This is a genomic window from Longimicrobiaceae bacterium (genome assembly GCA_035936415.1).
In the GTDB taxonomy this organism is placed as follows: Bacteria; Gemmatimonadota; Gemmatimonadetes; order Longimicrobiales; family Longimicrobiaceae; genus JAFAYN01.
Genome location: DASYWD010000108.1, coordinates 1 through 13,975, shown reverse-complemented (window position 1 = coordinate 13,975; position 13,975 = coordinate 1). Strand labels below are relative to the sequence as shown.

The following is a 13,975-nucleotide window of genomic DNA, read 5'->3' as shown; positions in this document are numbered from 1 at the left end:
CCCCCCCCCCCCCCCCGCGGCCGTGTCACTCGCCTTCGGCCTCCGCGGCCTCGCGGGCCAGGGCGAGGTAGTCGCGGAGCTGGTCCTCGGTGAAGCGCCCCGCCTGCCGGGCGATCGCGAGGAACTGCTCCGGGATGGGGTCGCCGGTGTCGCGCGTCAGGTCGTCGTCCACGTCCACCGGCCAGGCGGGCGCGTCGGCGTCCTGCTCGGGCGCCGTGGGGTCGATGCCGTTCAGCGGGTGGAAGACCAGCGTCGCGCCGAGCGCGTTCGGCTCGTCCACGTAGGGGGTGATCTCCACCTCGGCGAGGTAGACGTCTCCGTCGGCTTCGAAGATGCGGAAGCCCAGGGCCATCCCGAAGTTCTCGCCCTCTCCGTCCTCGTGGTCGTGATCGTGTTGCGCCATCGTTCCTCCGGCGTTCGGTCTCAGGGTTTGGGTGCTGCGTGGCGGCGCAAGATACGGGCCCCACGGGGGCGGGGGAAGGGCGCCGGGCGGGGTGGACAGCCGCGGGTGCCGGAGGTAAGCTTCTCTCCGTGCCGAACGACCGTGAACGCAGCCGCGACCGTACGATCCTCCGATCCGTCCGGCCCCCTCGCCGGGGGGCCGGACGCTTCGTTTCGCCCCGACGAGCGGGACCCGCGTGAAGCTGTCCCCCGTCTACGTCGTCCTGCTGCTCACACAGGTGATCTTCGCCACCCTCCCCGTCGCGGTGAAGGTGGCGCTGCGCGACCTCTCCAGCCCCTCGCTCGCCCTGCTCCGGGTGGTGGGGGCCGCGCTCCTGTTCGTGGTGCTCCAGCTGGTCCTGGTGCGGGAGCGCGTCCACACCCGGGCCGACTACGCCCGGCTGGCGCTGTACGCGCTCCTGGGCGTGGTGGCGAACCAGCTCCTGTACATCACCGCGCTCACGATGACCACCGCGACCGCGGCGCAGACGCTGCAGACCACGGGGCCGGCGGCGACGCTCCTCATCGCCATCCTCCTGCGGCGGGAGACCTCCAGCCGCGGGAAGTGGCTCGGGATCGGGCTCGCCGCCTCCGGGGCGCTCTACCTGGTGGGGGTGGAGCTCACCTCCGGGAGCGGCGTGGGGAACCTGCTGGCGCTGCTGAACGTGGTGGCCTTCTCCACCTACCTGGTGATCTCGCGCGACCTGGTGCGGCGCTACGACCCGCTGACGGTGATCACCTGGGTCTTCGTCTTCGGCGCGGTGGGGATCGCCCCCTGGGGCGCGCCTGCGCTCCTGGCGGAGAGCGGCCCGGTGTCCGCCACCACCTGGGCGGCGCTGGCGTGGATCATCGTCCTCCCCACGGTCCTCGCCTACTACCTGAACGTGTGGGCGCTGCAGCGGGTGGAGTCCAGCGTGGTCTCGGTATACATCTACCTCCAGCCCGTGGTCACGGCGATCCTGGCCGGCCCCGTGCTCGGCGAGCGCCTCTCGCCGCGGCTCCTTCCGGCGGCCGGGCTGATCTTCGCGGGGGTGGCGCTCACCGCCTGGACGGGCCGGCGCGCGAGGCTCCGCCGGAAGGGAGCGGCGGAGCAGGAGCACGTCGAGGCCTGACCGGGGTGGTCCCCGGGTGAGACGCGAAAGGGGGTGCCCCGCCGGGAGCACCCCCTTCTCGCCGCCGCCCGCCGGGTCAGCGGCCCGCCAGCGTCCGGTCGAGCAGCCGCGCCAGCCGGTACCCGGCCAGGGTGGCGGCGGTCTCGGCGGTGGCGCGCGTCGCTTCCCGGTACGCGGCGTCCGGCTCCTGCCCGCGCGGCGTGTCGTACACCTGCGCCTTCGCCGTCTCCAGCCCCGCGCGCGCCCACGCCTCGTACGCTCCCTGGGCGAGCTGCGCCTCGGTGAAGCCGCTCCGCGGGTGGCGCTCCATGAGCGCGCGGGCGACCCGGTCCACGTGGGCGTGCTCCGCCTCCCCCGGCCGGGCGGGGTAGGCGCGGGTGACCGCGCCATCCCAGTACGAGTGCAGCGTGCTCCTCCCGTCCAGGCGGAACAGGTTCCCGCCCTGGTCGCCCCGCGGCTCCGTCGCCGTGACCCGCGCCACCGAGTGCAGCGGCTGGTGCAGGTCGCCCACCAGGTGGAGGATCCAGGCCAGGTCCGTCGCGCGCTGGGCCGACGGCCGGTCGAGGTCCACCACCCACCGCTGCAGCACGCCCAGGCGCTCCACGACGTTCACGGTGTCGGGGCGCAGGTCGGGCCGGTCGCGCGGGCCCTGCGGCGTCTCCTCGAAGAAGAAGTTGACGTAGTGCCAGTTGGAGCGGTGGTACAGGCTCCGCCGCTCCGGGAAGCGGTCGCTGCGCACCACGTCCGGCCAGGTGCTCGCCTCCACGAAGAAGGTCCGCCGCCGTGCCGCGTCCGTCCCCCGCGCGGGGAACATCTCCCGGAGGCCGGAGCCCTCCGGGGCGTTGGAGAGGAGCGCGGCGGCCGCCGCCCGGGCCTGCGGGCTCATGTTCTCCCACGCGATCCGCGCGATCACCTGGTGCCCGAACTCGTCCCAGGCGTGCGCCGGCAGGGCGAAGAGCTGCCCCGCCAGCGCCATGGCCGCGATCCAGCGTCGCTTCATGACTCCTCCTCCGGTGGATTGGATGCCCGCCGCCCGGAGCGCCGTAACTACAGCTTCACCGTCTGCACATTCGGGCGCTCCGGCCCCTGTTCCAGGAGCTGCTGCGCCACAATGTAGCCCGAGCCGCCGTTGACGCCATGCCCGGGCCTGCGGGGTCGGGGAGGCGTCAGAGCCCCAGCACCGACTCCCCCTGCTCGAAGACGATGTCCACCGGGATCCCGCGGGTGGAGAGCCGGTTCAGGTCCGCCTGGAGCTGGGGACCGATCTTCCCGTACCTCTCCTGCAACTCGCCCACGCCCGCGTAGTCGCCCTCGCCCTGCATCACCAGGATGTCCCGGGCCAGGTCGTTCATCGCGGCCTCCATCTTCGCGAAGTCCACCCGGTACCGGCCGTCCGCGCCGCGGGCGAAGGCGCCCTTCTCGGCCAGGTAGTTGAAGGTCGCCACGTTGGCCCGCCCGTGCGCGCTGGCGGCGCCGAAGCGGATGGAGCGGAACAGGCTCGCCAGGAAGGTCACGTAGTTGTTGCGGATGTCCTCGCCGGGGAGCTCACCCTGCCGGTTGAGCTGCTGGATCATGTACAGCCCCAGGATGTCCGCCTTCCCCTCCTCCAGCGCCGACGCGCGCTCCTTGAGCGCCTCGCGCACCGTCCCCTGGCCGGTGACGGTGTTCTTGATCCCCAGCCCGTGCGCCACCTCGTGGAACATGACGTTTCCGAAGAAGGCGTCGAAGGTGACGTTCGGCTGCTGGGCCGGCGCGATCAACTCCTGCGCGATGGGCACCAGGATCTTGTCGAACTTGGCCCGCATCGCGTTCTTGAGCTGCAGCCGGCGCGTCCCCTTCTGGAGCTGCACCTCCTCGTCGTTGGGGAGGTTGATGGCGATGGTCTTGGAGCCCGCGTTGGCCTGGCCCGAGTAGAAGATCACGTCGTACGCGTTCAGGTCCGAGTCGGAGCCCGGGGTCTCCTGCTTGTAGCGCGCGTCCACCGGGAGCCCGCGCTGCAGCGCCGGGAGGAACGACGCCAGCCGGGAGAGCCGCTGGCTCCACGCCTGGTCCTTGACCAGGACGTACGCCTCGTGGGCCGCCTTGTAGCCGAAGAGCTGGTCCTCGTACGTCTCGATGGGGCCGATGACCACGTCGAGGGTGTTGTTCTTCATGTCCATCCACGCCAGGTCGCTCGCCTGGTACTCGTCGTCCAGGAGCGCGGCGGCGCGGGTCTCCAGGTAGCGCTTGAGCCCCGGGTCCTCCGCCAGCGCCGCGGCGGCGCGGAGCTTCTCCGCCGTGCGGCGGTGCGCCTCGGCGTATTGCCGGTGGAAGGGGACCGTCACCAGCCGGCCGGAGGCGTCGCGGCGCACCAGCGTGTACAGGCTGCGGAGCGAGTCCGCGCGCGCGCCCCCGGCGGCGACCGCCCGCTCGAACTCCTCCTTGCTCATGTCGGTCGGGTAGTAGTTCGCCCCCGCCGGCTTGGGGCCCACGCCCGGCACGAAGGGCTGGTCGCCCGCCAGCCGGTCCCACGGCCCGTAGTTGATCTCCACGAAGCGACGCATCTCCGGGTCGGTGATCCGGGCCAGGAGCGAGTCGCGGTTCCCGTACGCCTGGTGCCAGTAGACGCCGTCCTGCTCGCGCGCCGCGTCGATCAGGAGCGGGATCATCTGCCGCTCCTTCGCGCTCAGCCCCGAGAGGTCGGCGGTCAGGCGCACCGTGGTGTACTTGTTCAGCCGGTCGCGGATGGAGGGCTGCTGCGAGGGAGCCTGCGCGGCGGCGGTGGGAGCCGGCGCGGGCGTCGGGTCGGGCGCGGCGGCGGGCTCCTCGGCGGCGCGGCCCGCACACCCGGAGAGCCCGAGCGCGAGGAGGGCGGCGGTGGCGTACGAAACTCGTTGCATGGCAGTCTCCAGGGGGTCGGATGCCGGCACGTCGTGTCGGCCGGTGTACCCCTGGATCTTAGCCCGGGATCCAGGAACGGCAAGGGCGCGGGGCCCGGTGGGCGCGCATCTTGCCCCCCGTCGCAGCCGGCCGCGACCGGCCCATCGAACACCCGTTCCAGCGAGGCAGGCACATGCTGAACCGACGCACCATCTCCACCCTGTCCGTGCTCGCGATGCTCGGCGCGGCGGCGTGCGGCGAGAACGAAGGCGGCGCCATCGGCGACGAGCAGACCGACCTGGGCGAGGGGACCACCGGGATCGGCACCCCGGGCGACGGGATCGAGCCGGCCCCGCCCGTCATCGGCGACAGCATCAACCAACGGGGAGCAGGCCCCCCCTATGGGAACGCCGTGGACACCACGGTCGCTCCCTGAATCACCGGGGAGGCATGAACAAACGGGGGAGGCGGCACCGAGCCGCCTCCCCTTTCCCTTTCGCTACCGTCGCTCCCGCCTCCGTCAGTCGAAGAACTTCCCGACCACGTAGCCGAGGAACCCGAGGAGGAAGCCCCCCACGACCATGCTCCGGTCCGTCAGGAGCCCATCGGCGACTCCCACCGCCGCTCCGACCAGCGCCCCGGTGTGCGTAGCGGTTCTTCGGACCGAAGGGCCACGGCTCCCGCGTGTCGGGCGGGGGAGCGATCCATGCCGGCGGCCGGAGCGCGTGCAGTTGGTGGGCCGAATCGGCGGGGGCGCTGTCGGCGGCCGGAAGGGCGTTTCCCGTCTCCTGGCCTGAGAGGGGTTGTAGCACGAGCCCGACCGCGAGCAATGCGCTGAGCACCCACCGGCGAGGTGGGCCCGACGCCCCCACCCTCACCGCCGCTTCCGCCCCCGTCCGCCACCCCGCCCGCGCTTCGGGGGTTTCGGCCCGGCGTGCGCGTGCTTCCCGCCCTTCCCCCCGCGTCCGCGCTGCCCGCCGCGCCGCGGCTTGTCGCCCACCTCCTCCCAGAACTCCTGCTCCTTCCACGCGCGGGCATGCTCCGCGCGCGCCGTGTCTAGGCGGATCCGCGCCTCCTCCAGGGTGGGGGCGCGTACGGCCTCCTCCTTGCCGCGCGTGACCGTCCAGTGCAGCGGCCGGTCGAACTCGGGGAGCTCGTCCTCGTCGTCGAGGAAGCGGAGCGCCTTGGCGGGGATGCGCGCCCGGACGACCGGCTGGTCGCCCTCGAAGCCGTAGTCCAGCGGGTACTCCCTGTCGTCCAGGGTGATGGTGCCCGGGAGCGCCATCCACTTGGCCCGCTCCTCCGCCGGGACCCACTCGTCCGCCTCCATCCTCAGGTCCGCGTCCATGAACTCCTGGTACGAGCCGATCCCCTCCAGCCGCCCCATCCAGTACTCCGCAAGCTCCTTCTCGCTCGCGTCGCGCGTGGCCCCCGCCGAGCGGCGGTACACCTCGCGCAGCTCCTTCACCGTCTCCCGGTTGTGCTTGATGGAGGGGTGGTACGCGGACCCCGCCGCCATGGCCTCCGCCAGCGCGCGGCGCGCCGCGCCCGCCAGCTCCGGCGGGAACCGGTCGAGCCCCTGGACCTCCGAGTCCAGCTCGAACCCCTGGTAGCTGCGCACCCGCTTCACGCGCAGCGGCGTGCGGCGGTGCCCCGGGTCGTAGAGGATCTCCGGCTCGCCCCCCTCGGCGAACTCCCACAGGTAGTTGTACGGGATCTCCGTCCCCTCGATCGCGCCGCGGGGCCGCCCGGACCGGTCCGAGAAGTAGCGCAGCTCGCCGGCCACCGCCCCGTACGCTCCGCAGACGCTGCTCTGGGAGACGCGCACCTCCTCCCCCCAGCTCGTCTCCTGGTCGATCACCAGGTCGAAGGGCATCACCTCCGCCAGCAGCCGCTGCCACCCGCGGTGCAGCTCGTCGTTCATGCGCGGAAGGTGCCGCGGCAGGTCCACGTCCAGCGAGCGGTAGATGGAGGCGATGGCGAGCGCCGCGTCCTCGATGGAGCGCACCAGCACCCCCCGCTCCTCGGCCCAGTCGGCCAGCGCCTCGTCGCTGAACACGTGCCGCGGGAGGCCGTACACGACCCCCAGCGCCCCGCAGGTACGCAGGGCGTCCTCGTAGATGCGGTACGCCGTGAGGTGGTCGCTCCCCGGGACCACGTACTGGCCGATGTCGTTGTCCTGCCGGAGCATCCGGTGCAGCGACTCGATGCTCGCGCACGTCGCCACGACCGGGACGAGCGACTCCGGGCTGCGGACCAGCAGCTCCCCCCAGGGGCGGTCCACCGGGAGCACCTCCACCTTGCGGCCGTAGTCGGTGAGCCGGTTCCCGGCGATCAGCCCCCGGCCCTCCAGCGTCTCCACCGCGCGCCGGTAGGCGATCCGGTCCAGCGCCACGGGGAGGTCCAGCTCGTCCGCGCGGACGCCCATGTCCGCGCAGGTCATCGCGACCCGCTCCGGGTCCCCCGCGAGCTGGAAGTTGGGCTCCGTCGGCTCCAGCTTGGCGAAGTCGATGTCGCGCTCGGAGAGGATGTAGACCTCGCCCTCCTCCACCCGTCCGTGCACCCGCCCCGCCATCTGCAGGATCTCGTTGGCGCCGAGGGGAAGGCGGGTCAGCACGCGCTTCCCCTTCTTGACCAGCGTGGTGAACTGCGCGTCCTCGATCACCACCGTGTCCAGCCCGCGGATGTTGAGCGCCGACTGCCCCGCCGCGGTCATCGCCAGCACGTATGGCTTCGGCGCGTCCCCGCCCAGGAAGGGGGCCAGCTTGGCGACCGGCTCCCCCCCGTGGTAGTACTCGGGGAAGATGCCGGGCCACTTCTCCCCGATCTGCTTCGCCACCTGCTCCGTCCCCGCCCGCGTGGGGACGAACACCGCGACGCCGCGCTTCTCCTTCTTCACGTGGCGGAGGAAGCGCTCCGAGAGGAAGTCCAGCGGCGACGCGGTGTTGGAGACCCGCACCCGGGCCGCCTTGGCCGGGTCGAACGCCGACGACTCGATCACCTCCGCTGAGCCCAGGTACTCGCGGTAGAAGGTCGGGTCCACCGTGGCCGAGAGCCAGATGAAGCGGCACCCCGCGCGCTTCGCCAGCGCCAGGCACAGCTCCAGCTCCGCCGAGGTCTGGTGGATCTCGTCCACCACCACCACGTCGTCCGCGGTGATGAGGTCGTCCTGCAGCCAGCGCCGCGCGATCCCGGTGGTGACGATCACCACGTTCCAGGTGGGTGTCTCCGGCGTCGCCTCGCGCTCCCGGTTCACCACCCCCACCCGCAGCTCCGGCCCCACGATCTCCTGCGCCATGCTGCGCACGGCGAGCGTCTTCCCGGTCCCCGTCCCGGCCACGATCCCGAACCCCTTCCCCTCGCGTGAAAGCTGGCGGATCTCCCCGCCGTGCTCGCGCTCCAGGATGGTCTCCACGTCCGTGAGCTGCACCCCGATCTCGATGGTCTCGCAGGAGGCCCGCGTGGGGGCGATCACCACCAGGCGCCCCTCGGGCGGGCGGCCGGGGAAGCGTTCGGAAGGGGGTGTCGTGGAGACTTCGACCATGTTCGGGATCCGGTCTGTCTGTGGGCGTCGAGTTGACGCGGCAGGTCGCACGGGCCTAGCATGTAGCCCGCCGGCCGTGGTTTTCGCAAGAACTCCGCCAGGGGCACCCCCACCCCCGACCGCCACACGCAGAACCTTCCCGGAACACGGCTTGCGGGCCAGACCACCCCCGCCCCGGAGCGCGGAGCAGGCGCAACCCGTGACCAGGAGGACAGCATGGCCCAGAACCAGAACAACGACGACCGCGAGCCGATCACGCACTCCAGCCGCGAGACCCGCGAGGGGACGACGGAGGGGTTCACCGGCGGCGGGAACGTGGGGAGCCGCCCGGAGTTCGCCGGCCGGCCGAACCGGACCGAGCAGCGCCAGGACATGGCGCTCGACCCGAACGAGCGCGGCTCGGCGGACGTGGAGCGCGAATCGCTCGACAACGACCGCGACGGCTCCAACCGCAGCTCCTGACCCGCACCGGCCCGCCCCTCCCCCCCTGCGGGGAGGGGCCCCGGCCCCGGGCAGTTTCGCACTTCGCACCTCGCACTTCGCACTCCGTCCCCCATGCCCGAGCCGACCCCCGCCCGCACCCTCGTCTTCGTCGATGCCGCGCAGGTCGCCGCCTGCACCGGCCCGGCCGCGTCGACCGAGTGGCAGGACCCGGCCGCCGTCCAGGAGGGCGCCGCCGTCGCGGTGGAGGACGGCCGCATCGCCGCCGTCGCGCCCCGGGACGAGCTGCTCGCGCGCTACCCGGACGCCGAGCGGGTGGACTGCGCCGGCGGCGTGCTGACGCCGGGGCTGGTGGACTCGCACACGCACGCCGTGTTCGGCCGGTGGCGCGCGGACGAGTACGTGCTCCGCTGCACCGGCGTGCCGTACATGGAGATCGCGCGGCGGGGCGGGGGGATCAACGCCTCCGTCCGCGACCTGCGCGCCCGCAGCGAGGACGAGCTGGTGGAGATGGCGCTCCCCCGCCTCCGCGAGATGCTCCTGAACGGCACCACCACCGCCGAGGTGAAGAGCGGCTACGGCCTGAGCACCGCGGACGAGCTGAAGACGCTGCGCGCCGTGCGCCGCCTCGCGGAGATGCAGCCCGTGGAGCTGGTGCCCACCTTCCTGGGCGCGCACGAGTTCCCGCCGGAGCACCGCGACCGGCGGGATGCGTACGTCGACCTGCTGGTGGAGGAGATGATCCCCGCCGTGGCCGAGGCCGGCCTGGCGCGCTTCTGCGACGTGTTCATGGAGCCCGGCGTCTTCGACCGCGCGCAGACCGAGCGGATCCTCCGCGCCGGCCTGGACCACGGCCTCCGCCCCAAGCTCCACGCCGACGAGCTGGAGGGGAGCGGCGGCGCCGAGCTGGCGGTGGAGCTGGGCGCCGCCTCCGCGGACCACCTGGGCGACGTCTCCGAGGCGGGGATCCGCGCGCTCGCCGTGTCCGGCACCGTCGCCACGCTGCTCCCTGCGACCCTGTTCTTCCTGGGGCGGCCGAAGTTCGCCCCGGCGCGCGCGCTGCTGGAGGCGGGCGCCACCGTCGCCCTCGCCACGGACTTCAACCCCGGCTCCTCGCCCACCCCCTCGCTCCCCTTCGTGATGACCGCCGCCTGCTCGCGGATGGGGATGAGCCCCGCCGAGGCGCTGCGGGCCGCCACCGCGGGGGGCGCCGCCGCGCTGGAGATCGCCGACGGGCGTGGAACGCTCGCGCCCGGAGCCCCCGCCGACCTCGCGCTCTGGCGGGTGCAGAGCGTGGCCGAGATCCCCTACCGCCTGGCCGCACCCGTCTGCGCCGGGGTGTGGAAGCGGGGGCGCCGGGTGGTCTGAGCCCCCGGGGTGGCCCCTCCCGGGCGGCGCTTGCTTGTTGCCGCTTCGCAAAGCCGTTATTTTCCGGCGCCTGCAGTCTGAAAGCGCCGCCCGGGGAGCCCGCCCCGGCGGCGTCGCTGTTCCCGGCTCGCCGTGCCCGCGGTCGAGCATACCCCGGTGTTCCCCTCACGCCCCACATGGCGAACGTCGCAAAGCTCAGGGAGCGCGCCCGCACCCTCGAACAGCGGGACCAGTGGAAGGAGGCGCTCGACGTCTACCTCCAGCTGGTGGAAGAAGCCCCCGACGAGGTCGAGGTCGGCCTCTGGAACCGCATCGGCGACCTGCACACCCGCGTCGGGCAGTCCGAGCGCGCCGTCGAAGCGTACGACCGCGCGGTGGACGCGTACGCCGACGCCGGGCTGCACAACAATGCCATCGCCCTCTGCCGGAAGATCCTGCGGATCGCCCCCGCGCGCGCCTCCGTGTACCTGAAGCTGGGGCAGATCAGCGCCGCCAACGGGTTCCTGGCCGACGCCCGGCAGAACTTCCTGGAGTACGCCGCGCGGATGCAGCGGGCCGGGCAGCTCGACGCCTCGTTCACCGCGCTCACCGAGTTCGCCGACCTTTCGCCCGACGACACCGAGGTCCGCCTGCTCCTGGCGGAGCAGCTCCTCGCCCACGACCGGCAGCCGGAGGCCGTCGAACAGCTCCTCATCCTCCGCGACCACCACCGCGCCCGCGGCGACGACGGCCGGGCCGAAGAGGTGCAGCAGCGGATTCTCTCCATCGACCCGCACGCCGACCTCACCTCCCGGGGCCGCGCCGCCGCGCCCGGCGCCGCCCCGGAAGACGACTTCCGGGTGAGCTACGCCGAGCCGGACGCCGCGGAGACGGACGACGACCCGTTCGCGCTCGAGTTCCACGGGAGCATCGAGCCCGGCCTCGTCGAGCCCGAAGCGGAGCCGCTCCCCGGGCTGGACCTCCCGGTTACCCCGGACGAAGCGGGCGCCGGGGAGATCGGCGCGCTGGAGGGGCTGGAGACCGCAGAGGGCTACTCCACGTGGGGCGGGGAAGAGGAGGACGCGGCCGAAGACGATGCCGACGCCGACGACCTGCCGCTCCTCGACTCGGGTCTGGAGATCGAGCACACCGCGCTCTACGAGCCGGAGCCCCCCGCCGGTGGCACCGGGGCCGCCGCGGAGGACCTTCCGATGCTGGACGGGCTCCCCACGTTCGACGACGAGGACGAGGACGAGGACGAGGACGAGGACGAGGACGAGGACGAGGACGAAGACGCCGGAGCGGAGCCGCTCCCCTTCCTCGACCTGGACGCCGGAGCGGATGGCGACGACGCGTTCGGGGGCGGCCTCCACGTCGCCCCGGAAGCGCCCCCCGCGCCGCGCGACGTGGTGGAGGCGCTGCGGGAGCGGGTCGCCGCCGCTCCCGAGGACACCTCCGCGCTGCACCGGCTGGTGGACGAGCTGGAGGAGCGCGGGAGGGGAGGCGAGGCCGCGGATGCGCTCGCGGCCGCCCACCGCGAGCTGTCCGCGCGCGGGCTGTACCGGGAAGCGCTCGGCGCCGTCCGCTCGCTCCTGGCGCGCCGCCCCGACGACACGGCCGTCTACCAGAAGCAGGTGGAGTACGCGTTCCGCGTCGGCGAGACCGACGCGATGGTGCGCGCGTACCTGGACCTGGGACGGCACCTCGGCACCCCCGCGGACGACCCCAAGGCGCGCGCCGTGTACCAGCGCGTCCTGGAGCTGGACCCCGGGAACGAGGAGGCCCGGCGCATCCTGGAGCCGCCTGCCCCGCCCGCCGGCGCCGCGCCCCCGGCCGAAGAGTACGTGGACCTGGGCTCGCTGATCATGGAGGACGAGCCGGCGGAGACCACCACCCGCTTCGTCGTGGACGAGGAGGAGCCCACCGGGGACGAGGACCGCGACTTCGCCGACATGCTGGCCGTGTTCCGGCAGAAGGTCAACGAGAACATCGCCGCCGAGGACTCCGCCAGCCACTACGACCTGGGGCTCGCCTTCATGGAGATGGGGCTGGTGGACGAGGCCATCGCCCAGTTCCAGGTGGCGCTGCGCGGCGGAGCCAGCCCGCTGGCCACGCTGGAGCTGCTGGGGCGCTGCTTCGTGGACAAGGGGCAGAGCGCCGTCGCCGTGCGCGTCCTGGAGCGCGCGCTGCGCATCCCGGGGACCACGGAGGCCGACCTGGTGGGCGTCGTCTACCAGCTCGCCCGCTGCCACGAGTCGCTCGGCGACGCGGCGGCTGCACGGGAGCTGTACGAGCGCGTCCTCGCCGTCGACATCCGCTTCCGCGACGCCCTCACCCGGCTGGAGTCGCTCCGCGCCTCCTCTCCCGGCTCACGTTTTTGACAACCCCCGGGGGCCCGGTTAGCTTTCCGCCCTCCCCCGGTCCCGACAGGCTACTTCGCTCATGCTGCGCACCGCGCCCCCGAGGCTTTCCGAGATCCAGGCCCCCGTGCGGGAGCGGCTGGACTCCGTGTTCGAGGAGATCCGCCGCGTCGTCCTGGCGGACTTCGGCATGGTCACGGAGGTCAACGAGCACCTGCTGAAGGTGCGCGGGAAGCTCTTCCGCCCCACCCTCACCCTGCTCTGCAATTCGGTGGGGGGGCGGCCGAGCCGGGACGCCGAGACGCTGGCCGCGGTGCTGGAGCTGGTCCACCTGGCGACCCTGGTGCACGACGACGCGGTGGACCACTCCGTCCTGCGCCGGGGGATGCCCACCGTGAACTCCGTGTGGAGCCACCAGGTCGCCGTCATCATGGGCGACTACCTCTACACGCGGGCCCTCACCGAGATCACCCGGCTGGGGCAGGTGGAGCCGATCCGCGTCCTGGCCGAGGCCGCCAACGCGATGACGGTGGGCGAGATGCGGCAGCTCGCCTCCCACGACGCGCTCGACTTCGGCGAGGACGACTACTTCCGGCTGATCGCGTCCAAGACCGCGTCCCTCATGTCCGCCGCCTGCGAGCTGGGCGCCCTGGCCGGCGACGCCGAGCTGCGCGAGCCGCTGGCGCACTTCGGGCGCGAGCTGGGGATGGCCTTCCAGATCGCCGACGACCTGCTGGACTACACCGCCGACGAGGCGGTGACCGGGAAGCCCACCGGGCAGGACCTGCACGAGCACAAGGTCACCCTCCCGCTCATCGCCGTCCTCCCCTCGCTCGACGGCGCGGAGCGGGCCGAGGTGGAGGGGCTGTTCCGGGACCCGGAGCCGAGCGACGCGCGCATCGCCACGGTGGTCGGGATCGTCCGCTCGCGCGGCGGCTTGGATTATGCGAGGGGCACGGCGCTCGAGTACGCCCGTCGCGCGGAGGAGGCGCTGGAGGGGCTTCCCGAGGGGCCCGCGCTGGACGCCCTGCGCACGAGCATCGCGTACGCCATCGAGCGCCGCCGCTGAGCGGCGTCTTTCACATGGGTCGGGGGGTGAGATGAACGTCGCCGTACGCCGCCGTGCCGGTCGCCTGCTCCTGGTCATCCTCGTCGGAATGGTCCTCGGTGCCCTCCTCACCGAGCTCGCCGTGGAGTTCATGCCGCAGAGCGCGGCGCGCACCTTCTTCACCACCTCCGTCGCCGCGGCCTTCGGCCCCCTGGTGATCGACCTGGTGGCGGTGGGTGTGACGCTCGGTCCGCTGGTGTTCCACCTGAACTTCCTGACCGTGATCGGGGTCCTAGTCGTCGCCCTAGGCGCCCGTACCTGGTTGTGACGGCTCGATAAATCGCGCAGCTCTGCGTTGCCCTGCGCGCGGCTCCCTGCGGCGTGAAACAACCACGCCTCAGTCGCCGTGCTCGGGCGCCTTGATCTGCGCGATTTCTCTTCGCCTCATTCTCTCCGTAAGAGCGAACAGCAACGCCCAGCGCCGTTCTCCCCTCCCTCGCCTGCGGGGTGGGGTCGGGGGAGGGGGGCTCCGCCGCCGACTCGCTCTACGGCTGCGGCTGACAGGAAGCCCTCCCCCAGAACTGGGGGAGGGTGGCGAGCCTAAAGCGAGCCGGGTGGGGGCCCCGCCGAGGACGCGCGCCTCGCCTCCGTAGCACGCGAGAAAAGCCCCTCTCCCGCTTGCGGGCTACGCATTACCCACATCTCGGAGGGTCTGGAAAGCGAGAGTGAAGTCGAAGAGTCTGCGCAGCCCGATCCAGAGGCTTTTGACCCCCGGCTCACCATCACCCTTGCGTCCCAGGAAGCCGCCGAAGGAGGCGATCTC

12 protein-coding genes are annotated in these 13,975 nt (G+C 72.8%); 7 read left to right on the top strand and 5 right to left on the bottom strand.

Annotated elements, in window-relative coordinates:
* Nucleotides 1-25 precede the first annotated feature (25 nt).
* Nucleotides 26-403 carry a hypothetical protein gene (locus VGR37_04245; protein ID HEV2146605.1) on the bottom strand — a complete coding sequence of 126 codons (378 nt, stop codon included), beginning with the start codon at nt 401-403 and terminating at the stop codon, nt 26-28.
* Nucleotides 404-638: 235 nt separating this feature from the next.
* On the opposite strand from VGR37_04245, the gene VGR37_04240 reads away from it, so the two are divergent.
* Nucleotides 639-1,553 (top strand): DMT family transporter, encoded by a 915-nt coding sequence (locus VGR37_04240; GenBank protein HEV2146604.1) that lies wholly within the window; start codon nt 639-641, stop codon nt 1,551-1,553.
* Nucleotides 1,554-1,629: 76 nt separating this feature from the next.
* On the opposite strand, the gene VGR37_04235 is transcribed toward VGR37_04240, so the two are convergent.
* Nucleotides 1,630-2,553 (bottom strand): S1/P1 nuclease, encoded by a 924-nt coding sequence (locus VGR37_04235; GenBank protein HEV2146603.1) that lies wholly within the window; start codon nt 2,551-2,553, stop codon nt 1,630-1,632.
* 166 nt (nt 2,554-2,719) lie between these two features.
* Nucleotides 2,720-4,432, bottom strand: a complete 1,713-nt coding sequence (locus tag VGR37_04230) for a hypothetical protein (GenBank protein ID HEV2146602.1) — start codon at nt 4,430-4,432, stop codon at nt 2,720-2,722.
* Between the two features lie 173 nt (nt 4,433-4,605).
* Between VGR37_04230 and VGR37_04225 the strand changes: the two genes are divergently transcribed.
* Nucleotides 4,606-4,848: a hypothetical protein gene (locus VGR37_04225; GenBank protein ID HEV2146601.1), complete on the top strand. Its 243-nt coding sequence runs from the start codon at nt 4,606-4,608 to the stop codon at nt 4,846-4,848.
* A 438-nt stretch (nt 4,849-5,286) separates the two neighbouring features.
* Here VGR37_04225 and VGR37_04220 read toward each other — a convergent pair whose 3' ends face one another.
* Nucleotides 5,287-7,956, bottom strand: a complete 2,670-nt coding sequence (locus VGR37_04220; GenBank protein ID HEV2146600.1) for a hypothetical protein — start codon at nt 7,954-7,956, stop codon at nt 5,287-5,289.
* 216 nt (nt 7,957-8,172) lie between these two features.
* Between VGR37_04220 and VGR37_04215 the strand changes: the two genes are divergently transcribed.
* From VGR37_04215 to VGR37_04195, 5 genes are all read left to right on the top strand, one after another.
* Nucleotides 8,173-8,418, top strand: coding sequence for a hypothetical protein (locus VGR37_04215; GenBank protein ID HEV2146599.1), 246 nt, complete (start codon nt 8,173-8,175; stop codon nt 8,416-8,418).
* Nucleotides 8,419-8,511: 93 nt separating this feature from the next.
* Nucleotides 8,512-9,765, top strand: a complete 1,254-nt coding sequence (hutI, locus tag VGR37_04210; GenBank protein ID HEV2146598.1) for an imidazolonepropionase — start codon at nt 8,512-8,514, stop codon at nt 9,763-9,765.
* Nucleotides 9,766-9,941: 176 nt separating this feature from the next.
* Nucleotides 9,942-12,125, top strand: coding sequence for a tetratricopeptide repeat protein (locus tag VGR37_04205; protein ID HEV2146597.1), 2,184 nt, complete (start codon nt 9,942-9,944; stop codon nt 12,123-12,125).
* Between the two features lie 61 nt (nt 12,126-12,186).
* Complete coding sequence (locus VGR37_04200; GenBank protein ID HEV2146596.1) at nt 12,187-13,173, top strand: polyprenyl synthetase family protein; 987 nt, start codon at nt 12,187-12,189, stop codon at nt 13,171-13,173.
* A gap of 31 nt (nt 13,174-13,204) precedes the next feature.
* Entirely contained in the window at nt 13,205-13,480 is a 276-nt protein-coding gene (locus tag VGR37_04195; GenBank protein ID HEV2146595.1) for a hypothetical protein, read from the top strand.
* A gap of 357 nt (nt 13,481-13,837) precedes the next feature.
* On the opposite strand, the gene VGR37_04190 is transcribed toward VGR37_04195, so the two are convergent.
* The coding region (locus VGR37_04190) for an IS4 family transposase (GenBank protein ID HEV2146594.1) at nt 13,838-13,975 on the bottom strand (138 nt) is incomplete at its 5' end.

Bases quoted from the DNA above. Each gene is read 5' to 3' on its own strand.
- VGR37_04215 (HEV2146599.1), top strand. From the start codon at position 8,173: ATGGCCCAGAACCAGAACAACGACGACCGCGAGCCGATCACGCACTCC.
- VGR37_04225 (HEV2146601.1), top strand. From the start codon at position 4,606: ATGCTGAACCGACGCACCATCTCCACCCTGTCCGTGCTCGCGATGCTC.
- VGR37_04205 (HEV2146597.1), top strand. From the start codon at position 9,942: ATGGCGAACGTCGCAAAGCTCAGGGAGCGCGCCCGCACCCTCGAACAG.
- VGR37_04235 (HEV2146603.1), bottom strand. From the start codon at position 2,553: ATGAAGCGACGCTGGATCGCGGCCATGGCGCTGGCGGGGCAGCTCTTC.
- VGR37_04230 (HEV2146602.1), bottom strand. From the start codon at position 4,432: ATGCAACGAGTTTCGTACGCCACCGCCGCCCTCCTCGCGCTCGGGCTC.
- VGR37_04200 (HEV2146596.1), top strand. From the start codon at position 12,187: ATGCTGCGCACCGCGCCCCCGAGGCTTTCCGAGATCCAGGCCCCCGTG.
- VGR37_04220 (HEV2146600.1), bottom strand. From the start codon at position 7,956: ATGGTCGAAGTCTCCACGACACCCCCTTCCGAACGCTTCCCCGGCCGC.
- hutI (HEV2146598.1), top strand. From the start codon at position 8,512: ATGCCCGAGCCGACCCCCGCCCGCACCCTCGTCTTCGTCGATGCCGCG.
- VGR37_04195 (HEV2146595.1), top strand. From the start codon at position 13,205: ATGAACGTCGCCGTACGCCGCCGTGCCGGTCGCCTGCTCCTGGTCATC.
- VGR37_04245 (HEV2146605.1), bottom strand. From the start codon at position 403: ATGGCGCAACACGATCACGACCACGAGGACGGAGAGGGCGAGAACTTC.